22 protein-coding genes and 1 tRNA gene are annotated in these 22,401 nt (G+C 64.4%); 19 read left to right on the forward strand and 4 right to left on the reverse strand.

The features are described 5' to 3' along the window. Positions 1 to 47: 47 nt before the first annotated feature. A tRNA-Ser gene (locus tag NYR54_RS16670) sits at positions 48 to 137 on the reverse strand. 263 nt (positions 138 to 400) lie between these two features. On the opposite strand from NYR54_RS16670, the gene NYR54_RS16675 reads away from it, so the two are divergent. The 13 genes from NYR54_RS16675 (at position 401) to NYR54_RS16735 (ending at position 12,219) form a co-directional block, all read left to right on the forward strand. Next, positions 401 to 1,075 (forward strand): 50S ribosomal protein L21, encoded by a 675-nt coding sequence (locus NYR54_RS16675; RefSeq protein ID WP_261516834.1) that lies wholly within the window; start codon positions 401 to 403, stop codon positions 1,073 to 1,075. Positions 1,076 to 1,170: 95 nt separating this feature from the next. Beyond that, complete coding sequence (rpmA, locus tag NYR54_RS16680; protein WP_261516837.1) at positions 1,171 to 1,440, forward strand: 50S ribosomal protein L27; 270 nt, start codon at positions 1,171 to 1,173, stop codon at positions 1,438 to 1,440. 119 nt (positions 1,441 to 1,559) lie between these two features. Further along, positions 1,560 to 2,147, forward strand: a complete 588-nt coding sequence (locus NYR54_RS16685) for a GNAT family N-acetyltransferase (protein WP_261516838.1) — start codon at positions 1,560 to 1,562, stop codon at positions 2,145 to 2,147. Positions 2,148 to 2,392: 245 nt separating this feature from the next. Then, positions 2,393 to 3,430 carry a GTPase ObgE gene (obgE, locus tag NYR54_RS16690; RefSeq protein ID WP_261516839.1) on the forward strand — a complete coding sequence of 346 codons (1,038 nt, stop codon included), beginning with the start codon at positions 2,393 to 2,395 and terminating at the stop codon, positions 3,428 to 3,430. A 47-nt stretch (positions 3,431 to 3,477) separates the two neighbouring features. Then, a complete protein-coding gene (gene proB / locus NYR54_RS16695; RefSeq protein WP_261516840.1) occupies positions 3,478 to 4,647 on the forward strand; it encodes a glutamate 5-kinase in 1,170 nt (389 codons plus the stop codon). Further along, positions 4,631 to 5,911 (forward strand): glutamate-5-semialdehyde dehydrogenase, encoded by a 1,281-nt coding sequence (locus NYR54_RS16700; RefSeq protein ID WP_261516841.1) that lies wholly within the window; start codon positions 4,631 to 4,633, stop codon positions 5,909 to 5,911. Before proB ends, NYR54_RS16700 begins: the two co-directional genes overlap by 17 nt. A 3-nt stretch (positions 5,912 to 5,914) precedes the next feature. Next, the gene (locus NYR54_RS16705; RefSeq protein WP_261516842.1) at positions 5,915 to 6,544 is read left to right on the forward strand and encodes a nicotinate-nucleotide adenylyltransferase; all 630 of its coding nucleotides are present in this window, start codon (positions 5,915 to 5,917) and stop codon (positions 6,542 to 6,544) included. Between the two features lie 156 nt (positions 6,545 to 6,700). Further along, complete coding sequence (gene rsfS / locus NYR54_RS16710) at positions 6,701 to 7,075, forward strand: ribosome silencing factor (RefSeq protein ID WP_261516844.1); 375 nt, start codon at positions 6,701 to 6,703, stop codon at positions 7,073 to 7,075. Between the two features lie 179 nt (positions 7,076 to 7,254). Further along, a complete protein-coding gene (rlmH, locus tag NYR54_RS16715) occupies positions 7,255 to 7,734 on the forward strand; it encodes a 23S rRNA (pseudouridine(1915)-N(3))-methyltransferase RlmH (protein ID WP_261516868.1) in 480 nt (159 codons plus the stop codon). Between the two features lie 151 nt (positions 7,735 to 7,885). Then, a complete protein-coding gene (locus NYR54_RS16720; protein ID WP_261516845.1) occupies positions 7,886 to 9,154 on the forward strand; it encodes a murein hydrolase activator EnvC family protein in 1,269 nt (422 codons plus the stop codon). After that, positions 9,144 to 10,472, forward strand: a complete 1,329-nt coding sequence (locus NYR54_RS16725; RefSeq protein WP_261516846.1) for a S41 family peptidase — start codon at positions 9,144 to 9,146, stop codon at positions 10,470 to 10,472. The genes NYR54_RS16720 and NYR54_RS16725 overlap by 11 nt, the downstream gene beginning before the upstream one ends. A gap of 29 nt (positions 10,473 to 10,501) precedes the next feature. After that, positions 10,502 to 11,707 (forward strand): divergent polysaccharide deacetylase family protein, encoded by a 1,206-nt coding sequence (locus NYR54_RS16730; protein WP_261516847.1) that lies wholly within the window; start codon positions 10,502 to 10,504, stop codon positions 11,705 to 11,707. Next, positions 11,704 to 12,219, forward strand: coding sequence for an RNA pyrophosphohydrolase (locus NYR54_RS16735; protein ID WP_261516848.1), 516 nt, complete (start codon positions 11,704 to 11,706; stop codon positions 12,217 to 12,219). The genes NYR54_RS16730 and NYR54_RS16735 overlap by 4 nt, the downstream gene beginning before the upstream one ends. A gap of 131 nt (positions 12,220 to 12,350) precedes the next feature. Here the strand turns inward: NYR54_RS16735 and leuC are convergent, their stop codons facing one another. Further along, positions 12,351 to 13,760 (reverse strand): 3-isopropylmalate dehydratase large subunit, encoded by a 1,410-nt coding sequence (leuC, locus tag NYR54_RS16740; protein WP_261516849.1) that lies wholly within the window; start codon positions 13,758 to 13,760, stop codon positions 12,351 to 12,353. 339 nt (positions 13,761 to 14,099) lie between these two features. Here leuC and holA point away from each other — a divergent pair, with 339 nt between their 5' ends. After that, the gene (gene holA, locus NYR54_RS16745) at positions 14,100 to 15,137 is read left to right on the forward strand and encodes a DNA polymerase III subunit delta (protein WP_261516850.1); all 1,038 of its coding nucleotides are present in this window, start codon (positions 14,100 to 14,102) and stop codon (positions 15,135 to 15,137) included. 397 nt (positions 15,138 to 15,534) lie between these two features. Here holA and NYR54_RS16750 read toward each other — a convergent pair whose 3' ends face one another. Further along, a complete protein-coding gene (locus tag NYR54_RS16750; RefSeq protein WP_261516851.1) occupies positions 15,535 to 16,326 on the reverse strand; it encodes an SDR family NAD(P)-dependent oxidoreductase in 792 nt (263 codons plus the stop codon). Between the two features lie 142 nt (positions 16,327 to 16,468). On the opposite strand from NYR54_RS16750, the gene NYR54_RS16755 reads away from it, so the two are divergent. Further along, positions 16,469 to 16,636, forward strand: coding sequence for a hypothetical protein (locus tag NYR54_RS16755; protein WP_261516852.1), 168 nt, complete (start codon positions 16,469 to 16,471; stop codon positions 16,634 to 16,636). Positions 16,637 to 16,676: 40 nt separating this feature from the next. Here NYR54_RS16755 and fsa read toward each other — a convergent pair whose 3' ends face one another. Continuing rightward, positions 16,677 to 17,330: a fructose-6-phosphate aldolase gene (gene fsa, locus NYR54_RS16760; RefSeq protein ID WP_261516853.1), complete on the reverse strand. Its 654-nt coding sequence runs from the start codon at positions 17,328 to 17,330 to the stop codon at positions 16,677 to 16,679. Between the two features lie 92 nt (positions 17,331 to 17,422). On the opposite strand from fsa, the gene NYR54_RS16765 reads away from it, so the two are divergent. The 4 genes from NYR54_RS16765 to atpA all read left to right on the forward strand — a co-directional run bounded on the left by NYR54_RS16765 (position 17,423) and on the right by atpA (position 22,394). Continuing rightward, positions 17,423 to 19,606: a primosomal protein N' gene (locus tag NYR54_RS16765; protein WP_261516854.1), complete on the forward strand. Its 2,184-nt coding sequence runs from the start codon at positions 17,423 to 17,425 to the stop codon at positions 19,604 to 19,606. 68 nt (positions 19,607 to 19,674) lie between these two features. Then, a complete protein-coding gene (locus NYR54_RS16770; RefSeq protein WP_261516855.1) occupies positions 19,675 to 20,070 on the forward strand; it encodes an AGROH133_08824 family phage infection protein in 396 nt (131 codons plus the stop codon). Between the two features lie 234 nt (positions 20,071 to 20,304). Beyond that, positions 20,305 to 20,865: a F0F1 ATP synthase subunit delta gene (locus NYR54_RS16775; RefSeq protein ID WP_261516856.1), complete on the forward strand. Its 561-nt coding sequence runs from the start codon at positions 20,305 to 20,307 to the stop codon at positions 20,863 to 20,865. After that, the gene (gene atpA / locus NYR54_RS16780) at positions 20,865 to 22,394 is read left to right on the forward strand and encodes a F0F1 ATP synthase subunit alpha (RefSeq protein ID WP_261516857.1); all 1,530 of its coding nucleotides are present in this window, start codon (positions 20,865 to 20,867) and stop codon (positions 22,392 to 22,394) included. The genes NYR54_RS16775 and atpA overlap by 1 nt, the downstream gene beginning before the upstream one ends. Positions 22,395 to 22,401: the final 7 nt, after the last annotated feature.

Here is a 22,401-nt window from a genome sequence, read left to right on the forward strand (position 1 = left end):
AAAAAGGCCCGCGGGTGGGGCCTCATCTCGGGTTCGCTACAAGATAATGGCGGAGAGGGAGGGATTCGAACCCCCGATACGGTTGCCCGTATGCCGCATTTCGAGTGCGGTGCTTTCAACCACTCAGCCACCTCTCCGCGCGCTGAAGCGTTCTCATGCAGCGGCGCTTAGATAACGGCGAAGCGGGCCCGACACAAGGCCAAATGCAGCGTAACCCGCCCGCCTCACCTTGACCTTTCGCCTCATGTCCGATATGGAGCCGTCATCCGCGGCGTGGGGCGCATCCCGCGCCGCTTATTTCGTGGGCTCTCGCGGCCCGATCTTGAACGACTGACAAAAAGACGGCAGGCGACTTTTCGCAAGGCGCCCAAGCCGGACCGGACACCGAAAGGCAAGAAAGATGTTCGCAGTCATCAAAACCGGCGGCAAGCAGTATCGCGTTGCCGCGGACGACCTTCTAAAGGTCGAGCGGCTCGCCGGAGAGCCGGGCGAGATCATTGTGATCAGCGATGTGCTCGCCGTGGGCGAGGGCGACAAGGTGACGATCGGCACGCCCTTTGTCGAGGGCGCCAGTGTGGCGGCCGAGGTGGTTGACCACACCAGAGGGCCGAAGGTGATCGCCTTCAAGAAGCGCCGCCGCCAGAACTCGCGCCGCAAGCGCGGCCATCGCCAGCTGCTGACGACCGTCAGGATTTCCGAGATCCTGCTCGACGGCGCCAAGCCTTCGAAGAAGGCGGCCGCCAAGCCCGCTGGGAAGGACGAGGAAAAGCCTGCTGCGGCGAAGAAGGAGACCAAGCCCGCGGCGGAAGAGGCGCCGAAGAGGGCCAAGGCGTCCGCCGAGGCGAAGGAGGTCAAGCCGCTCTTCACCGCGCCGGAAGGCGAAGGCGACGATCTGACGAAGATCAAGGGCATCGGTCCCGTGGCGGCCGGTCAGCTCAGGGAGCAGGGCCTCACCACATTCGCCCAGCTTGCCGGACTTTCCGACGAGGACATCGCCAGGATCGACGCGGCCATGCCCTTCAGCGCTGACCAGATCAAAGACTGGCGTGAGCAGGCCAAGACCCTGGCGCAATAAGTGAGGGCTCTGGCCCGACCAAACGGAATTGCATTCGAGCGCGTGAGCGTTCATATATGAGTGAAGCGCCCCGGTAGGCGCAAAGGAGCAGTCTGATGGCACACAAGAAAGCTGGCGGGTCGTCGCGTAACGGTCGCGATTCCGAATCCAAGCGCCTCGGCGTGAAGAAGTTCGGCGGCGAGCGGGTCGTGGCCGGCAACATTATCGTGCGCCAGCGCGGGACGAAGTGGCATCCCGGCGCGAATGTCGGCATGGGCAAAGACCATACGCTTTTTGCGCTTGCCGCGGGTGCCGTGTCCTTCGCCACGAAAGCGAACGGGCGAACCTACGTGTCGGTAAACCCGATTCTCGAAGCAGCGGAGTAGCCGGTTCCGCACCAAAACACCGGCGACCCATCCGGGAGCTGGTGTCCGGGAAAATCCGGAAAAGGTTCAGGGGAGATGGGTCGCCGTCTCCCCTAAATTTTTGTCCGGAGGAAAAGGCCATGGTTGCCGAAACTGAAGAGGTTGAGGGTGATAGTCTCCGTATAGAATGTCCTGTTCTCGTGACCGAGCGTCTGGTGCTGCGCCCCCCGCATGAGGACGACATTCCCGAGCTGGCGCAGCTCGCCAACAACCGCCGCGTGGCCGAGATGCTGTCGCGCATGCCACATCCCTATTCCGAGGCTGATGCCGCGGCCTTCGTGCGCGGCAGCCGCTCGCGCGACCGATCCGGCTGCCACTACGCGGTGGCCCTTGCCGGCAGTGGTGCCTTCATCGGCTGCGCCGGGCTTGACAATCGCGAGTACGGGCTGGAGCTTGGCTACTGGATGGGCGAGCCCTACTGGGGGCGAGGCTACGCGACCGAGGTGGCGCATGCGCTGGTCGATCTCGCCTTCCGGGCGACGAACATCGACCGGCTCAATGTCTCCTGCCGCGTCATCAACGACGCCTCGCGGCGCGTCATCCACAAGTGCGGATTCCAGTATGTCGGCCAGGGCATGATGGATTCCGTGGTGGCCGGCAAGGTGCCCGTTGAGCGCTACCAGCTCGACCGCAGGACCTGGGTCAGCCTCAGGAGCTGGGGCTCGTAGGGGCGATGATGCCTGCGATTTTGAGGGCTTGGGCAGAGCCCAAGCCCAAGAATTTGCTTTCTCCGCTGCCAAGGGGGCGTTAGAAGCGCTGCAGCGTTGCCGCAAGCCAATTTCCGGCATGGCAACCGGTGGGCGGCAGCGCCTTCTCCCCCTTGGGAAGGTGGTTTCGACAGCTTGGCTGGGGCGGGTGTGGGAGCCGGAAACAGCGAGTGTGGCGCAGAACACCGGGTACGGAAGTCGCAAATATGAAATTTCTCGACCAGGCCAAGGTATATGTCCGCTCCGGTGACGGCGGCGCAGGCGCGGTCTCGTTCCGGCGCGAGAAGTTTATCGAGTTCGGCGGGCCAGACGGAGGCGACGGCGGGCGCGGCGGCGACGTGTGGGTGGAGGCGGTCGATGGCCTCAACACGCTGATCGACTATCGCTATCAGCAGCATTTCAAGGCCAAGACGGGCGGGCACGGCATGGGCCGAAACCGCACCGGCGCAAAGGGCGCTGACGTGGTGCTAAAGGTGCCGGTGGGAACGCAGATTTATGAGGAAGACAACGAAACCCTCATCTGCGATCTTACCCGTGTGGGCGAGCGCTATTGCCTGGCGCGAGGCGGCAATGGCGGCTTCGGCAACCAGCATTTCAAATCGTCAACCAATCAGGCGCCGCGAAGGGCCAATCCCGGCTTGCCCGGCGAGGAACGCTGGATTTGGCTCCGGCTGAAGCTGATTGCAGATGCGGGCATCGTGGGGCTGCCCAATGCCGGCAAGTCAACCTTTCTAGCAACCGTTACGGCTGCGAAACCGAAAATCGCGGACTATCCGTTCACAACGCTTCACCCCAATCTGGGCGTGGTGCGCACCGATGGACGCGAATTCGTACTTGCAGATATTCCGGGCCTCATCGAAGGCGCGCATCAGGGTGTCGGCATCGGCGACCGGTTCCTCGGCCATGTGGAGCGCACGCGCGTCCTCCTTCACCTCGTCTCTGCGCGAGAGGAGGATGTGGCAGCCGCTTATGCGACCGTGCGGCAGGAGCTTACCGCTTATGGCCATGGGCTCGCCGGCAAACCGGAGGTTCTGGCGCTTTCACAGGCTGACCTGCTGGGAGATGCGGAACGGGCGGAGGCGCTGAAAGCGCTTGAAAAGGCTGCGGGGCGCAGGCCGTTCCTCCTCTCATCGGCAACGGGAGAAGGTGTTCAGGAGGTGCTGCGGGCCTTGATGCGCGTGATCGAGGACGCGCGAGAGAGGGAAGAGGTGTCGGACGAAGTGGACGAGCGGTGGCGGAAATGAGCGGGCGCTTGGCCGATATAAGTCAGGAGGGCGGAAGAGAGAGTCATATGAAACGCGTCACGCTTTCCTCCTACCGCCGTATTACCATCAAGATTGGCTCCGCCCTGCTGGTGGACCGCAATACGGGCCTGAAGCGGGCGTGGCTAGCCACCCTGGTGGATGATATTGCACGGCTGGCTGCTGCCGGAACGGAGGTGCTGGTGGTTTCCTCCGGTGCGATCGCGCTTGGGCGCACTGTGCTCGGCCTTGGCCGGCGCACGCTCCGGCTTGAGGAAAGCCAGGCCGCCGCCGCCGTGGGCCAGATCGCGCTTGCGGGCGCCTGGGCCGGTGAGCTTGGCCGGCATGGGCTTACCTCCGGCCAGGTGCTGCTAACGCTGGGAGACACGGAGGAGCGCCGGCGCTATCTCAATGCGCGCGCCACCATCTCCACGCTTTTGAAGATGAAGGCGGTGCCGGTCATCAATGAGAACGACACGGTCGCCACCAGCGAGATCCGCTACGGCGACAATGACAGGCTCGCGGCCCGGGTCGCCACTATGATGGGCTGCGATCTGCTCATCCTCCTGTCGGATGTCGACGGCCTCTACACCGCCCCGCCGGAGCGCGACCCGGATGCGCGCTTCATTCCCGTGGTGGAGGCGATCACGCCTGAGATCATGGCCATGGCCGGGGACGCGGCGTCAGAGCTTTCGCGCGGCGGCATGCGCACCAAGCTCGATGCGGGCCGGATCGCCACGGCCGCCGGCACGGCGATGATCATCGCCTCGGGCAAGGAAACGGGCCCGATATCGGCGATTGAGCGCGGCGCGCGCGCAACGCTTTTCCGCGCGAGTCCCACGCCGGTGCGCGCCTACAAGACTTGGATCGCGGGCCAGCTCGAGCCTGCGGGTCGCATCGTCATCGATGAAGGCGCGCTGAGGGCGCTGCGGTCCGGCAAAAGCCTGCTGCCTGCCGGTGTGAAGGCGGTGAGGGGCTCGTTTTCGCGTGGCGATACCGTTGCCATTATCGGGCCGGACGGCACCGAGGCGGGGCGCGGGCTGGTTGCCTATGACGCCAGCGATGCCGTAAAGATCGCGGGGCTCAAGACCGGCGAGATAGCCGCAGTGCTCGGCTATGAGGCGCGCGCGGCCATGGTGCACCGCGACGATCTGGTCCTTTCTCCGCCGGCTGGTGAAAGGATGCGCAAGGTGGAGGGAATCGATGCTGAAGGTGCATGAGGGCGCTGACATCGCGACCCTGATGAACGAGCTTGGCGCGCGCGCCCGGGCTGCTGCAAGACCGCTCGCAGTCGCCACCACCGAGCGGAAAAACGCAGCGCTTCTGGCCATGGCGGACGCGCTGGAAGCCAATACGCCTGACATTCTCGAGGCCAATGCGCGCGACATGGAGGCCGGCAGGGCAGCGGGCCTGTCTACCGCTCTACTCGACCGCCTGATGCTCGATGAAAAGCGGGTTGCGGCCATGGCTGCGGGCATCCGCGAGATTGCCCGGCTTGAGGACCCGGTCGGCCAGGTGATCGCTGCGTGGGAGCGGCCCAATGGTCTTTTCATCGAGCGCGTGCGCACGCCGCTCGGCGTCGTTGGCGTGATCTATGAGAGCCGCCCGAATGTGACGGCCGATGCCGGCGCGCTCTGCCTCAAGGCGGGCAATGCCGTGATCCTGCGCGGCGGCTCGGACTCTGCCCATTCCTCTGCCGCCATTCATGCCTGCCTGGTCGAAGGTCTGGTGAAGGCGGGTCTGCCTGAAGATGCGATCCAGCGCGTGCCGGTGACCGACCGGGCCGCTGTCGGCGAATTGCTGAAGGGCCTTGACGGCAATCTGGATGTGATCGTGCCGCGCGGCGGCAGGAGCCTGGTGGAGCGCGTCCAGAAGGAGGCGCGGGTGCCCGTCTTCTCGCATCTGGAGGGCATCTGCCACCTCTATATCGACAAATCAGCCCGGCTCGATATGGCAGTTTCGCTCACGGTCAACGCCAAGATGCGGCGCACCGGCATCTGCGGTGCGGCCGAGACGCTGCTGGTGGATCGCGCGGCTGCCGACACGCATCTCGTGCCGGTTCTGGACGCTCTTGCGGCGGCCGGCTGCGAGATCCGCGGCGATGAAGGTGTGCGCGTGCGTTTCCCATCCGCACGGCCTGCAACCGAGGAGGATTGGCGCACCGAATATCTGGATGCGATCATCTCGGTGAAGCTGGTGGACGGCGTTGGGGAGGCCATCGAACATATCGAAACCTGGTCCTCCCACCACACCGAAGCCATCGTAGCGGAGGACGCTTCGGCGGTGGAGCGTTTCTTCAATGAGATCGATTCGGCCATCCTGCTCCACAACGCTTCGACCCAGTTCGCTGACGGCGGCGAGTTCGGCATGGGCGCGGAAATCGGGATCGCTACCGGAAAGATGCATGCGCGCGGGCCGGTAGGCGTGGAGCAGCTCACCTCCTTCAAATACCGCGTGCGTGGCACCGGCCAGGTTCGGCCCTGAGGAATGGCCTTGGCGGAGGAGAGCGTGCCGGCGCGCTATCTGCGCATGCCGCACGTGGAAAAGGGCATGGCCGTGGGTCTTTTCGGCGGGTCGTTCAACCCGCCCCATGCGGGCCATGCTCTGGTGGCGGAGACGGCAATCCGCAAGCTTCGTCTCGACCAGCTCTGGTGGATGGTCACGCCGGGGAATCCGCTGAAGGATCGCGGCGCCCTGGCGCCGCTTGCCGAGCGCATTGCCATGTCGGAAAAACGCGTCTCAGACCCACGCATTCGCGTGACGGCCTTCGAAATGCGTTATCGCATCCGCTACACGGCCGATACCATCCGGCTCGTCAAAAGCCGCCATCCGGGCGTGTTCTTCGTCTGGATTATGGGTGCCGACAGCCTGCGGGATTTTCACCGCTGGGAGCGCTGGCGCGAGATCGCCGAAAGCGTGCCGATTGCGGTCTTCGACCGGCCGGGGGCGACGCTTTCCTTCCTGTCCTCGACCATGGCGCGGGCCTTCAGCCATGCCCGCATAGCGGAAACGGAAGCGGCTCGGCTTGCGCGGCTTTCTCCGCCTGCCTGGACATTCATCCACGGCCCGCGTTCATCGCTTTCCTCCACCGCGCTGCGCGAGGCAGCCCGCCGGTAAGTGCCGCTTGCAGTGCGAAACACGACTTGTCTTGAAACTGTCGGGGTACTCTGCCTATTTTATCGATTGTCTCTTGGCGTAAAGCAGGGGACGCAGTTGTTCTTATCGGAAAGGGAAGACACTCTGAGAACAGCACTCCAGAAGAAGGCAAGCATCTTGCCTTCGCCGGCCGGGGCAAGCGAATCGGGCCTGTCTCGCGCCTTACAGACAGCGCTTCGGAGTCTGGAAGACTCGAAGGCGGAAAACATCGTCTCCATCGACATTCAGGGCAAGTCTCCGCTGGCGGACTATATGATCGTGGCCTCCGGCAGATCGCATCGTCACGTCACGGCGGTGGCGGATCACCTCTTGCGCTCCTTGAAGGAAGCGGGCTTCGGCTCGGCGCGGGTGGAAGGTCTTTCGGGCGCCGACTGGGTGTTGATCGACGCGGGCGACATCATCGTTCACGTCTTTCGCCCGGAAGTCCGGGAGTTCTACAACATCGAGAAGATGTGGCAGGCTCCGGATCTCGAGGAGGAAACGGTGCACTAGCGAAAGCTAGCGCCTCTTCGCGTGCGTCGCGCCGGAAGGACGGCACCTCACCTTCCGGAAGGAGTCCGATGCGCGCCGCGCCGGCCATATCGGACGTGAATCATCGGCCGGAATTCCTTCTGCTGCTGATGCATCCGTGCGTGCCATCTTCCCGCTACGGAACTTGATCGAGGTAACCCATTCGCATCACCGTCCACGTGGTAGGCCGCATGAAGGCCGGCCCCGAAAAGGAACTTGCCGAACGGTACTTCGAGCGCCTCGCCCGGAGCGGCGGGGCTGTCGGCCTTGAATTCGCGGGCGTGCGTGAAATCCTCGAAAGCCGGGCAAGAACGGCGGACGCGCGTAGGCGCGAGGAGGCGCAGAAGCTTCAGGATGCGGCACAAGATGCACTGCTGGTGCTGCTTGATGAGCGTGGAAAAAACCTGCCGTCACAAGAGCTTGCCTCAAGCCTTGCCGGATTCCGCGATTCGGGGACCCGGCATCTCGTCTTCGCCATCGGTGGGCCGGACGGCCACGACGAGATGCTGAAGCGGGCTGCCGGCCTCAGCCTTTCCTTCGGGGCACAGACCTGGCCACACCAGCTCGTCCGCGTCATGCTGGCCGAGCAGCTTTATCGCGCGGTGACGATCCTCTCCGGCCATCCGTACCATCGCGAGTAGCCGCGAGCCCTGTTTTCCGTGAACAACCGGCGATCAAAGGGGTTGTGGTTCCATCGCGGAACATGCGATTGAACGCTTATTCCGGTGCGTGATGGTTGATCATTCCTTAACGATCTATCTTTAAAGGTGGGCGCGTGTTCGCAACGGCGAGGTGAAGGTGCGACCGGTCGGCTCTTGGGGAGGGGCGCTCCTTACGGCGGCTATTGCATTAGCCGCACAGCCCGCCGGCGCGCAGGCCGTCGATCAGCTCGAATTGCAGCAGAACCAGAAGGTCGAAGAATATCGCCGCGTTTCGGAGCAGCTGGCGCTGTCGGAAAAGCGGCAGGCCGAGATTGCCGCCGAGATCGCCGCTCTCAAGGATGACAGCGCCGCGCTGACGGCGGCCCTGATCCAGGCCGTGAAGACGGAGCGCAAGCTCGCGGAGGACATCGATGATATCGAGAACCGGCTGGAGGTTCTTGTCCACCGGGAGAACGACCTGAAGGTCTCGCTCGCGGGCCGCCGCGGCATCCTGGCGGAGGTGCTTGGTGCGCTCCAACGCATGGGGCTCAGTCCGCCGCCAGCCATCCTCGTGCGGCCGGAAGATGCGCTCGGATCGGTGCGCAGCGCCATTCTTCTGGGCGCGGTGGTGCCGGAACTGCGCGCCGAGACGGAAATGCTGATTTCCGACCTTCGCGCGCTATCGCGCATTAAAACCTCCATAGCCGCCGAGAAGGAACGGCTCACGGAAGGACGCCTCGCTCAGGCGGAGGAAAAGCAGCGCCTGACCCTTCTTCTGGAGGAGAAGCGGCGCATCCATGCCGAGGCGGAAGCGCGCATGGAGGCCGAACGCGCCCAGGCGGAGGAGCTCGCCGCGCGCGCCGAAGGTCTGCAGGATCTGATTGCCTCGCTCGAAAAGGAGATCGAGTCGCTGCGCAAGGTGCTTGAGGCGCGCGAGCAGGCGGGGGAGGGAAGCCTGCTTGCCGAAACGCTTCCCTTTGCGCGCCGCGCTGGGCTCGTGCCGCTGCCGGTCGTCGGCGAATTCTCCAAGCGTTTCGGAGAGGATGACGGCACGGGAAGCCAGCTCAAGGGCGACATTCTAAGGACACAATCAGGCGCAATCGTCACGGCACCAGCGGACGGTACGGTCCTTTACGCCGGGCCTTTCCGCTCCTACGGTCAGCTATTGATACTGAGCCCCGGCGACGGCTATCATATCGTGCTGGCAGGCATGGATCGGCTGAACGTTTCCATCGGTCAGGCCGTTCTGGCGGGCGAGCCGGTCGGGATCATGGGTGAGGCCCGCCTCGCGAGTCTCGCCGCCACTACCGTGGGTGCGGTGCCTGAACTATATGTTGAGTTCAGGAAAGACGGAAAGCCGATCGACCCGAAGCATTGGTGGGCTCGGGAGCTATCTGGAAGGACGGGAAATGATACGTAGAATGTCGCTCTTGCTCGCCGGCGCGCTGATGGGCGCATCCGTCATGAGCTTGGTTTACGGGACGAACGGAACGGTGGCCAATGCGGCGGGGTCGGAAACGTATCGGCAGCTCGCCATTTTTGGCGATATTTTCGAGCGCGTGCGCGCTCAGTATGTGACGCCGCCGGACGAGAAGGAGCTGGTGGAAAGCGCTATTAACGGCATGCTTTCCTCGCTCGACCCGCATTCCTCCTATCTCGATCCCGAGGCCGCCAAGGACATGCGCGTGCAGACCAAGGGTGAGTTTGGCGGTCTCGGCATCGAGGTTACCATGGAGGATGAGCTGGTGAAGGTCGTCGCGCCCATCGACGACACCCCGGCTGCTCGCGCCGGTATTCTGGCCGGCGACCTCATCTCCGAGATCGATGGCGAGCCGGTGCGCGGCCTGACGCTGAACGAAGCCGTCGACAAGATGCGCGGGCTCGTCAACACGCCGATCGAGCTAACCGTCCTGCGGGAAGGGCAAGCGGAGCCACTGAAGTTTACCATCATCCGCGACATCATCAGGGTCAAGGCGGTCAAGTATCGCGTCGAGGGCGGCGATGTCGGCTACCTGAAGATCAGCTCCTTCACCGAGCAGACGACGGACGATCTGCGCAACGCCATCGAGGCAATTCGCAAGGAGGTCCCCGAGGACGAGCTCAAGGGCTACATTCTGGATCTGAGGCTCAATCCTGGCGGCCTGCTTGATCAGGCGGTGAATGTCTCCGACGCTTTCCTTGATCGCGGAGAGATCGTGTCTACGCGCGGGCGTGAGCCCAGCGACATCACCCGCTTCGGTTCTCAGCCTGGCGACCTGACGGATGGCAAGCCGCTCATCGTCCTCATCAATGGCGGCTCGGCAAGCGCGTCGGAAATTGTGGCGGGCGCGTTGCAGGACCACCGTCGCGCCACCATTCTAGGAACCCGCTCCTTCGGCAAGGGATCGGTGCAGACTATTATTCCGCTTGGCGAGAACGGTGCACTGCGGCTGACCACGGCGCTCTACTACACGCCTTCGGGACAGTCGATCCAAGGCAAGGGGATCACTCCTGATATCAAGGTCGAACAGCCGCTGCCGGAGGAACTCCAGGGCCGTGATCTGGCGCGCGGCGAATCGGATCTGCCCGGACATATCCGCGGCGAGGCGGAGAGCGAGGAGGGTTCCGGCTCCATCGCCTATGTGCCGCAAGACCCGGCTGAAGACGTGCAGCTTGCCTACGCGCTCGATCTGCTGCGCGGCGAGAAGACGGATCCCGCCTTTCCGCCTAGCCCCGATAAGGCGGTGATGAACCGATAACAATGTCGGCGCAATCCCGGGAAAACGGGATGCGCCGCTCTACGAACGGGCGGGGCGATAGCAGGGGCATGGAACCGGTCGGCGACGGGATCGACCAGCCACTTGGCCAGAGCCGGCGGCGTGGGAAGGCAGTGTCGCTCCCCTGGTCCCGCATTCTGCTCGTGTTCTGCAGCTTGGCCATTTTCGCCACATCCGGCGCCGTGGCGCTTCGCGAGCGGCCGTTCCGTGAACCTCCGGAGACCATGGCCTCAGCCGAAGACAGTAGCGCAAGGGCGGAAAGCCAGTCCGCCCGCCCGGCTGGAGGCACATTGCTTACGGATGAGGATCGGGTGCATCCTTCACTCATCCGGCTTGGCCCGGACGCGGAACTTTCCTCCCGTAACGTGATCGTGATCCGCGATCCCTCATCCGTTGGGCAGCATCCGCGTCTTGCCCATCTTCCCGACCGCGCCCTCATCGAGGAATCGGAAACGGGACCGCTTCCCGCGCGCGGTCCCGATGGCCGCAGGCCTTTTGACGCCTATGCGCGCCCGTGGTCCGGCGCGCGGGGTGCGCGGATTGCCGTCGTCATCGGCGGTCTCGGAATTTCCCAAACGGGTACGCAGGAAGCGATCGCGAAACTTCCCTCGGAGATCACCCTGGCCTTCGCGCCGCTCGGCAACAGCCTGATGCGGTGGATGCAGGAGGCAAGGCGCGAAGGGCATGAGCTCATACTGCAGGTACCCATGGAGCCCTTCGGATATCCTGGAACCAATCCCGGCCGCTATACGCTGCTGACGCAGGCTTCGTCTGAGCGGAATCTGGAAAACCTACGCTGGATGCTGTCGCGCATGACCAACTATGTGGGCGTGATGAACTATATGGGCGGCCGGTTCACCGCCGACAGGCAGGCCATGACCCTGCTGATGGACGTGCTCCATGAACGCGGGCTTGCCTATTTCGATGATGGCACCTCGGCGCGCAGCCTGGCGCAGGAAATAGCGCTTGCCAAGGGTGTGCCCTTCGTGGCCGGCGATGCGGTGATCGATGGCGAACGTGAGCGCGCGGCGATTCTGGCAAAGCTCGACGAGCTGGAGCGGATCGCGCGCGCGCGTGGCTTTGCCGTGGGCGGCGGTTCAGCCCTGGAAGTGACCGTGGATACGGTCGCCGCCTGGGCGGGTGAGGTCACGAAACGGGGCATCGAGCTTGTGCCCGTGTCCGCCGTCACCTTCGATCCGGAGCGCACTGGCCAATGACGCGAATAAAAGCCGAAGATCTGCCTTACAGGCCCTGCGTGGGCGTCATGGTGCTCAATCGCGAAGGCGCGGTCTGGGCCGGGCGGCGCATACGCGAGCGCGCGAGCGAAGTTGACGGCGCCACCATGCTCTGGCAGATGCCGCAGGGCGGCATTGACGAAGGGGAGGACCCGCTTCAGGCGGCGCGCCGCGAACTCTATGAGGAGACCGGCATTCGCAGCGTCTCGCTTCTCGCCGAGACGCCGGGCTGGATAACCTATGAGCTGCCGGAACACCTTGTGGGCGTTGCGCTTCAGGGGCGCTATCGCGGGCAGAAGCAGAAATGGTTTGCCTTCCGCTTCGAAGGGAATGAGAGCGAGATCAGCATCAATCCGCCGCCCGGCGGCCATGCACCGGAATTCGACGCCTGGGCGTGGAAGCCCATGGACGAGCTTCCGAAGTTGATCGTTCCCTTCAAACGAAAGGTCTATGAGGAGGTCGTCGCCTGTTTCCGGCCGCTGGTGCAGGCCTGACGATGCGGTGAGAATCCTCCGCGAGCGGCCGCCCGCAAGAGGCGGCTCCGTTTACTGAAGCCCGTGTTGAAGAAGATACCGGAATGGGGAGGCCGCCGCCAAAGCCGCACCGGCTTTGGCGGCGAAACGACTTACTGCCAGGTTCTGATGTCGATGAAATGGCCGGCGATTGCCGCGGCCGCCGCCATGGCGGGCGAAACGAGATGCGTGCGGCCCTTGAAGCCCTGGCGGCCCTCGAAATTGCGGTTCGAGGTGGACGCGCAGCGCTCGCCGGGCTTCAGCCGGTCGTCATTCATGGCTAGACACATAGAGCAGCCCGGCTCGCGCCAGTCGAAGCCGGCTTCGATGAAGATCTTGTCGAGCCCCTCCGCCTCGGCCTGCGCCTTCACCAACCCTGAGCCCGGCACGATCATGGCGTTGACGCGCTCGTGAACCTTGCGGCCCTGGGCGATCTTCGCCACCGCGCGCAGGTCCTCGATGCGGCCATTGGTGCAGGAGCCGATGAAGACGCGGTCGACCGCGATGTCGGTGATCTTCGTGCCGGGGGTGAGGCCCATATATTCCAGCGCGCGCTTTTTCGACAGGCGCTTGGTCTCATCCTCAATCAGATCGGGATCCGGAACGACGCCAGTGACGGAAACCACGTCCTCCGGCGAGGAGCCCCAGGTGACGAGGGGCGGCAGGTTGGCCGCATCGAGCTTCACCACACGGTCGAAATGGGCACCTTCGTCGGTGTGCAGCGTCTCCCAATAGGCGCGGGCCATGTCCCAGGCCTTACCTTTCGGTGCACGCGGACGGTCCTTGATGTAGGCAAAGGTGGTTTCGTCGGGCGCGATCATGCCGGCGCGCGCACCGCCCTCAATCGACATGTTGCAGATCGTCATGCGGCCTTCCATGGAGAGCGACCGGATCGCCTCGCCCGCATATTCGATCACATGGCCCGTGCCGCCCGCCGTGCCGATCTCGCCGATGATGGCGAGGATGATGTCTTTGGCGGTCACCCCTTCGGGAAGCTTGCCATCCACCTGAACGAGCATGTTCTTCGCCTTGCGCTGGATCAGCGTCTGCGTGGCCAGCACGTGCTCCACTTCGGAGGTGCCGATGCCGTGCGCCAGCGCACCGAAAGCACCGTGGGTGGAGGTGTGACTGTCGCCGCACACGATGGTCATGCCTGGCAGGGTGAAGCCTTGCTCGGGACCCACGATGTGGACGATGCCCTGCCGGCGGTCGGCCTCGTTGTAATATTCGATGCCGAAATCGGCGGCGTTCTTCGCCAGCGCCTCGACCTGAATGCGGCTTTCCTCGTTCTTGATGCCGAAGATACGGTCGGGCGAGGTGGGCACGTTGTGGTCGACGACGGCGAGCGTCTTTTCCGGATGGCGCACGGTGCGGCCTGACATGCGCAGGCCCTCGAAGGCCTGCGGGCTCGTCACCTCATGCACCAGATGCCGGTCGATATAGATCAGGCAGGTGCCGTCATCCTGCCGGTCGACCACATGGTCTTCGAAGATCTTGTCATAAAGCGTACGCGGTTCGGTCATGTTCGGAAATCCTCGGGCGGTTGCGGAAGGGAAAGCCGCATGAGGCGCGGCATCTGTCCGCTCAGGCAGGCCGGCAGAGAAGTGAGCCGGAAATTCGCGCGAAGAAGCGGCCGGGCAGGCGTTTGACGTCCTGCAGCAGGAAGCCCCTGAAGGCGAAAGGTTCCATATGCTCAGCCATACGAGCCTAATATCAAGCTTTTGCGTTCCGGGCAATCGAACCTGCAGCCCGTTGCCAGATCCTTAAAATAGGCACAGGGGGCAGCGCCGCCAATCATTCCTCCCCGGCTGCAGGCAGGCGGCGCTTCACATCCGTACGGCCTTCCCTTAGATGCTTGGGACATGGCGCAGAAAAAAGCCCACGAAGTCGATGCCTGGCTTGCGCGGCCGGACCCGCGCATGTCCGTCGTGCTCGTCTACGGGCCGGATCGCGGTCTCGTCTCGGAGAGGGCGCGGCTTTTCGCTGAACGCTCGGGCCTGCCGCTCGACGATCCCTTCTGTGTGGTCAAGATAGACGGGGCGGAAATTGCCGAGCCCGGCCAGCTGGTTGACGAAGCGCGCACCGTACCCATGTTCGCAGATCGCAGGCTGGTGTGGGTGCGCAATGCCGGGAGCCAGAATGCGCTGGTTGCGGACGTTGCTGCGCTCGTCGCCGACCCTCCCGCGGATTGTCTCGTGCTTATCGAGGCGGGGGATCTGAAGAAGAATGCGGCTCTACGCACCGCGGTGGAGCGCGGCGAGCGGGCTATGGCGCTGCCCTGCTACAGCGATGATGCGCGCAGCCTCGACTCGGTCATCGACAATGTTCTTTCCGCCGCGGGGCTTTCCATTTCGCTCGAGGCGCGGCAGTTGCTCAAGGCCAGCCTTGGGGGCGACCGGCTCGCCACACGCGGGGAGCTGGAAAAGCTTGCCCTTTACTGCGCCGGCGCCGGAAATGTGACGGTGGAGGATGTGCGCGCCGCCGTCGGTGACGTTTCCATCGCAGGCGCGGACGAGGCCGTGGATGCCGTGATGTGCGGCCGCATAGCGCAGTTCGATACGTTGTTCACCCGGCATCTGGCAGCGGGCGCCCCGCCCTTCCTCATGCTTTCCGCCGCTCTTCGGCACGTACAGGGGCTGCAGCTTATGCGGGCGCAGGTGGAAGCGGAGGGCAAGTCGCCGGCGGCCGCCGTGGCTTCGGCGCGCCCGCCTGTTTTTTTCGCCCGCCGCCGCGCTGTGGAGCAGGCGGTGGAGCGCTGGACGCTCTCCATGCTGCAGGCGGCGGCGGAACGGCTGCAGGGCGCGGTGCTGAAATCCCGCCAGCATCCGGCCGTCGCCGCATCCGTCAGCCGCCAGACGCTGCTTGCCCTTGCCATCGAGGGCGCGCGGGCCGGGCGCTAAGCGCCTGAACGTCCGCACGGCCGGCTACAGGCTCATACATCGCATGGCGGAAGCGGCTCCCGCCTCAACTGGCGGGCCCACGGGTCCCAGCCAATGTCTCTCTGCAGATGAGGTGGCAGGTCATTCATGATCTGCTGCCCCAGCCTGCGGCGCCGGTGAAGCCGGCTTCTGCTGGTCAAGCGTGCGATAGCTCCTGCGAAGAAGCGTGTCACGGTCATGACTTGTTATCCTCCGACTGAATGCCGGAGGATTATCCCTAACCCCCGCTGACAGCCTGCCGTCAGCAGCGCGCATGCGCGATTCCGGGAAACGCGGCTGCCGGTTTTCCGTTCGGAATGGCGCGAAAGAAATCAAAGACTTGGATCATTCCGGTGTTTTCCATGAAACGCCAGGTGATCTAATCCTCCTCGCGCACTTCGACCGTGTAGTTAAGCGGCAGCCGTCCGCCGTCGGCATAGATGGTCTGGCCGGTGATGTAGCTGGCGTCATCGGAGGCAAGAAATGCGGCGATGGAGGCGATTTCCTTCGGGTCGCCGATGCGGCCGAGCGGAGTGCGCGAGAGAATGCGCCTGCGGGCAGCCGGATCGGCATTAACGCTCGCCAGCATGTCGGTCATGATGGAGCCGGGCCCGATGGCGTTGACGCGGATGCCATAGGGCGCAAGCGCGAGCGCCATGGCCTTCGTAAGCTGGTTCACGCCGCCCTTGGAGACGGAATAGGGAATCTGGTTCGCGATGGCGAAGACCGCATTGACGGACGACATGTTGATGATGGCGCCGGCTGGACCGCCCTTCTTCACCTTCTCAACCATGTAGCGGGCCACTGCCTGGCCCACCAGGAAGCTTCCCTTCAGATTGACCTGGAGAACCCGGTCGAAATCCTCTTCCTTGAGGTCGAGGAAATCGGCTCCGTGCACGATGCCCGCATTGTTGACGAGGATGTCAATGTCGCCCAGCAGGTCCATGGCCGAGGCGACCAGATTGTGAACGTCGAGCGTCTTGCCGACATCGGCCTTGACGAAGTGAACCTCGCCGAGCGCCGCGAGATCGCGAGCGGCGCGGGCGCCCTTCTCCCCGTCGATGTCGGCCATCACGACGCGCACGCCGTCACGCAGGAAGCGTTCCGCGATTGCATGGCCGATGCCGGCGGCCGCGCCCGTCACGATTGCTGTTTTCCCATCGAGTGCCATGGTTCACCTCAATTCTTCGTCCGGTTGAAACTGGTCCGGGGGTAGGGTGGCGTCAAGCGCCAACCGGAAAGCGCTGGACGCTTCTTTGACAGAGGCCGTAAAATACGCTCAAAGCGGGTACTCTAGGCTAGAGGCCCGCCGAATGACCAAGTTACTGTCGCTCCTGATCGTGGCCATCATGATCCTGCACGTCATCCGGCCGCTCGGCCTGCCGGGCCTGAAGAAGCGCAGCGACTTCTGGAAGATCGCGGTGGTTGCCCTCGCCGCGATCGGGATCACCGCCGCCCTTGGCCACCACGCAGGCGGATAAGGGTATCGCAGGCGCCGGGAGCGCCTGCGCTTGGAGGGTCTTAAGCGATCTTCTGGCCCGTTTTCGCCCAGTCCGCGAGGAAGGCTTCGAGCCCCTTGTCGGTCAGCGGATGCTTGACCAGCGCCCTGAGCACCGCTGGCGGGACGGTTGCCACGTCAGCGCCGATCAGGGCCGCCTGCTTCACATGGTTCACGGAGCGGATGGAGGCTGCGAGAATCTGCGTCTCGAAGTCGTAGTTGTCGTAGATCGTGCGGATTTCAGAGATCAGCTCCATCCCGTCGAGGCCCGTGTCGTCCAGCCTGCCGATGAAGGGCGAGATGAAGGTCGCGCCGGCCTTCGCGGCAAGCAGGGCCTGGTTGGCGGAAAAGCAGAGCGTGACATTGACCATGCGGCCGTCGGAGGTGAGCGCCTTGCAGGCCTTGAGGCCGTCCATGGTGAGAGGTACCTTGATGGCGATGTTGTCGGCGATCTTGGAGAGGATGTCGGCCTCGCGCATCATCTCCTTGAACCCCACCGCGGTAACCTCGGCCGAGACCGGCCCGTCGACGATCTCGCAGATCTCCTTGGTGACCTCGAGGATCGGCCGGCCGGATTTCATGATCAGCGAGGGATTGGTCGTCACCCCGTCGAGCAGCCCGGTTTCGCTCAACGCGCGAATCTCACTCACATCGGCGGTGTCGACGAAAAACTTCATGGCACTCTCCTTTGTCCCGCTCGCCGAGCCGCCCGGCCCGGCATTCATGCTCGGCCTTGCTCTAATCCAAGAAACCGGCAAGGTCACGTCCTATGAAACAAGATTCGGCCCCAGGGCGCGTGATTCCGGTGATGCTTCCCATGCCTGCCGAGCGGCCCTACTCCTATGCCGTGCCCGATGGCGCCACCGTCGCACCGGGCGCCATATTGCGCGTGCCGCTCGGGCCCCGCGAGGTGGCGGGCGTGGCCTGGGATGGCGACGGCGAGCCGGTGGCGCCCGGCAAGCTGCGGCAGATTTCCGAGATCTTCGACTGCCCACCGCTTTCGGCCGAGATGCGCCGCTTCATCGAGTGGGTGGCTGGCTACACGCTGTCGCCTCCCGGCATGGTGGCGCGCATGGCGCTGCGTGCGCCGGCCGCCTTCGACCCTGAGCCACCTGTCGAGGGCCTGCGCCTCACCGGCAGAGAGCCGGACCGCATGACGGCGGCGCGCGAGCGCGTGCTGGCGCTTGCCGCCGATGGCCAGGCCTGGACGCGGTCCGGCCTCGCGCATGCGGCGGGCGTATCACTCAGCGTCATCGACGGGCTGATGGCGCAAGGCGTTTTCGAGCGCACGGAAATCCCGCCGCGCCCGGTGGTGCCGCCGCCTGACACGGCCTTTGTACGGCCGGAACTGACGCCTGACCAGCAGGCGGCCGCCGACCGCCTGCGGGAGCGTGTGAGCGCGGGCGGCTTCGGCGTCACTCTGCTGGACGGTGTGACGGGGTCGGGCAAGACGGAGGTCTATTTCGAGGCGGTCGCAGCAGCGCTTGAAAGGGGGAAACAGGTGCTCATCCTGCTTCCCGAGATCGCGTTAACCCAGGCCTTCCTCGAGCGCTTTCACGACCGCTTCGGGGCAAAGCCCGCCGAATGGCATTCCGACCTTGCGCCGAAAAAGCGGGAAAGGGTGTGGCGGCAGGTGGCGGAAGGCCAGGTGCGGGTGGTCGCCGGAGCCCGCTCGGCACTGTTTCTGCCCTTCCGCGAGCTCGGCCTCATCGTTGTCGACGAGGAGCATGATCCCGCCTACAAACAGGAGGACCGGGTCTTCTACAATGCCCGCGACATGAGCGTGGTGCGCGGCCATATCGGAAACTTCCCGGTCGTGCTCGCCTCGGCCACGCCCTCCATCGAAAGCCGGGTGAATGCCGATCAGGGCCGCTATCAGCGAATTGTGCTTCCGGCCCGCTTTGCCGATGCGGCGATGCCGGAACTCGCCGCCATCGATATGCGCCGCTCTCCGCCTGAGCGCGGGGGCTTTCTCTCGCCGGTGCTGATCGAGGCGATCGAGAGAACGCTGGCGCGCAAGGAGCAGGCGCTGCTTTTCCTCAACCGGCGCGGCTATGCGCCGCTCACGCTCTGCCGTGTGTGCGGGCACCGCTTCCAGTGCCCGAACTGTTCGAGCTGGCTGGTGGAGCACCGCTTCCGCCACCAGCTCGTCTGCCATCATTGCGGCCACAATGAACCGCAGCCGGAGGCCTGTCCCGAATGCGGCGCGCTTGACCATCTCGTTCCCTGCGGTCCGGGCGTGGAGCGCATTGCCGAGGAAGTGGACCGCCACTTTCCCGCGGCGCGCACGATCGTCTTGTCCTCGGATCTCATGGGAGGCGTGAAACGGCTGAGGCTGGAGCTGGAAGCCATCGCCAAAGGCGAGGCCGACATCGTTGTGGGCACGCAGCTCGTTGCCAAGGGTCACAATTTTCCGTCGATGACGCTGGTGGGCGTGGTGGATGCCGATCTAGGGCTTGCCAATGGCGATCCGCGCGCGGCCGAGCGCACGTTTCAGCTCTTAAGCCAGGTCACCGGCAGGGCGGGGCGTTCGGGAAAGAAGAGTTTTGGCCTGTTACAGACCTATCAGCCTGAGCATCCGGTGATGCGCGCGCTCGTCTCGGGCGATGCGGAAACCTTCTACGAGCGCGAAATCGCGGAGCGCGAGCGGGCCGGCCTGCCGCCTTTCGGGCGTCTCGCCTCCATCATCGTGAGTGCCGCGACCCGGTCCGAGGCCGAGAACCATGCGCGCGCGCTCCGGCGTGCGGCGCCGGCCGCGGCCGAGATCGACATTCTGGGTCCCGCCGAAGCCCCGCTGGCGCTGGTGGCCGGGAGGCATCGATTCCGCCTGCTCGTGCACGGCTCCCGCCGGGCGGACCTCCAGGCCTATCTGCGGCAAATGATCTCAACGGCGGAGCGGCCGCGCGGCTCCGTTCGCGTGCAGGTGGATATCGATCCCCAGAGCTTTCTTTGACAGAAGTCTGCCGTATGGAATGTTACGGCACAGGCGATTCGTCAGCTTCAGTAATGGGAGGATAGCGAATGGACCTCGCCTTTCCCTGGCCCTACAGCCAGGGCGAGTGGCTGGCGTGGACAGCTGCGGTGATCACCGGCCTGCTCGGCCTTCTAAGTCTCATCGCGCCCCGGCGTGCGCTTCGCGGACTTGGACTGCGGCCAGTCGACGGGCGGGCGGATGGGCTTGCGGCGGCGCGCGCTCAGCTTGGCGGATTCTATCTTGGAGTCGGCCTTGCGGCAATTCTGTTCGCCCAGCCGCTCATCTATATGGCGCTGGGCGCGGCGTGGGCGCTGGCGGCTCTCGGTCGCATCATAACGATTGCGTCAGACCGCGGCGGCAGTTTCGCGATCTGGATCGGCCTTTTCGCCACGCTCGCGCTGGCGGTGCCGCCTCTTGCCTTCGCGCTCGGTTTCATCCGCTGATGCCCCGCAGTCAGCCGGCGGCATGCGACAAAAAGGGGTGCCGATCCTTGAAAATCCCCGTGTTGCGAGTCTGGAAAGCCTGTGCTAGACGGCTCTCGGCTTTCGGCTGGGGGACGGCGATGCCCGTACACCTGTTGCCGGGAATCTGTCAATCATGGCCAGGGGTTTTGCCCGAGCTGCCGGCGGCTCCAGTGCAATTCTTCGGCCTCAACCCGTGAGAAGAGACCCAATCCCGTGGCGCAAACTGGCTCGATGATCTCCGGTGTGGCAGGACGCTACGCGCGCTCGCTGTTCGAACTGGCCGAAGAAGAGCGCGCGGTCTCGAGTGTCGAGGCGGATCTCGGCAGGTTCGAGGCCCTGATCGAAGGCAGCGAGGATCTTCAGCGCCTGATCAAGAGTCCCGTTTTTTCGGCCGATGAGCAGCTCAAGGCGCTCTCGGCTGTTCTCGACCGGGCGAATATCGGTGGCCTCGTCGGCAATTTCCTGCGCGTGGTGGCGAAGAACCGGCGTCTATTCGCCGTGCCGCAGATGATCCGCGCCTTCCGCGAGATCGCTGCCGCGGCGCGCGGCGAGGTGGCGGCCGAGGTTACCTCTGCCCATGCGCTTTCGCCCGCTCAGATCAAGGATCTCAAGGCGACACTCAAGGACGTCGTTGGCAAGGATGTTGCCATCAAGGTCACGGTGGATCCGTCCCTTCTCGGCGGTCTTGTGGTCAAGGTCGGCTCGCGCCAGATCGATACGTCGCTCAGGACGAAACTCAACACGCTTAAGCTTGCACTGAAAGAGGTCGGCTGATGGATATCCGCGCGGCGGAAATTTCCGCAATTCTCAAGGACCAGATCAAGAATTTCGGCAAGGAAGCCGAGGTCTCCGAGGTCGGCCAGGTGCTTTCCGTCGGTGACGGTATCGCTCGCGTTTACGGTCTCGACAACGTTCAGGCCGGTGAACTGGTGGAGTTTCCCGGCGGTGTGCGCGGCATGGCGCTGAACCTTGAGGTCGACAATGTCGGCGTCGTGATCTTCGGCAATGACCGCGACATCAAGGAAGGCGACACGGTCAAGCGCACGGGCTCCATCGTGGACGTGCCGGTGGGCCCCGGCCTGCTCGGCCGCGTGGTGGACGCGCTCGGTAACCCGATCGACGGCAAGGGCCCAATCCAGGCCACGGAGCGCCGCCGCGTGGACGTCAAGGCGCCGGGCATCATTCCCCGCAAGTCGGTGCACGAGCCGATGTCCACGGGCCTCAAGGCCATTGACGCGCTCATCCCGATCGGCCGCGGCCAGCGCGAGCTTATCATCGGCGACCGTCAGACCGGCAAGACCGCCATCATTCTCGACACCTTCCTCAACCAGAAGCCGCTCAACGACGGCGATGACGAGAGCCAGAAGCTTTATTGCGTCTATGTGGCCGTCGGCCAGAAGCGCTCCACCGTTGCGCAGTTCGTGAAGGTGCTCGAAGAGCGCGGCGCCCTGGAATACTCCATCATCGTCGCCGCGACGGCATCCGACCCTGCGCCGATGCAGTTCCTCGCGCCCTTTGCCGGCTGCGCCATGGGCGAATATTTCCGCGACAACGGCAAGCATGCCGTGATCGCCTATGACGACCTTTCCAAGCAGGCCGTCGCCTACCGTCAGATGTCGCTGCTTCTGCGCCGTCCGCCGGGCCGCGAGGCTTACCCGGGCGACGTGTTCTACCTGCATTCGCGCCTTCTCGAGCGCGCGGCCAAGATGAATGACGACAACGGCGCCGGTTCGCTGACTGCGCTGCCCGTCATCGAGACGCAGGCCAATGACGTGTCGGCCTACATTCCGACCAATGTGATCTCGATCACCGATGGCCAGATCTTCCTCGAGACGAACCTGTTCTTCCAGGGCATCCGCCCGGCCGTGAACGTGGGTCTGTCCGTGTCTCGCGTGGGTTCGGCCGCGCAGATCAAGGCGATGAAGCAGGTCGCGGGCTCTATCAAGGGCGAGCTCGCCCAGTACCGCGAGATGGCCGCCTTCGCTCAGTTCGGTTCGGACCTCGACGCGGCAACGCAGCGCCTCCTGAATCGCGGCGCACGTCTCACCGAACTGCTCAAGCAACCGCAGTTCTCGCCGCTCAAAACGGAAGAGCAGGTGGCCGTGATCTTCGCCGGCGTGCAGGGCTATCTCGATAAGCTGGCGCTCAGCGACGTCACCCGCTTCGAGCAGGGCCTGCTTGCGCATATGCGCACGGAAGGCAAGGAGGTGCTGGAGGCGATTCGCACGGAGAAGGCGCTTTCGGACGAGCTGCGCGAGAAGCTCAAGGCGCAGATCGACGCCTTCGCCAAGAACTTCGCCTGAGGCAGGA

The organism is Chelativorans petroleitrophicus (assembly GCF_025398195.1).
Classification (GTDB): Bacteria; Pseudomonadota; Alphaproteobacteria; order Rhizobiales; family Rhizobiaceae; genus Chelativorans; species Chelativorans petroleitrophicus.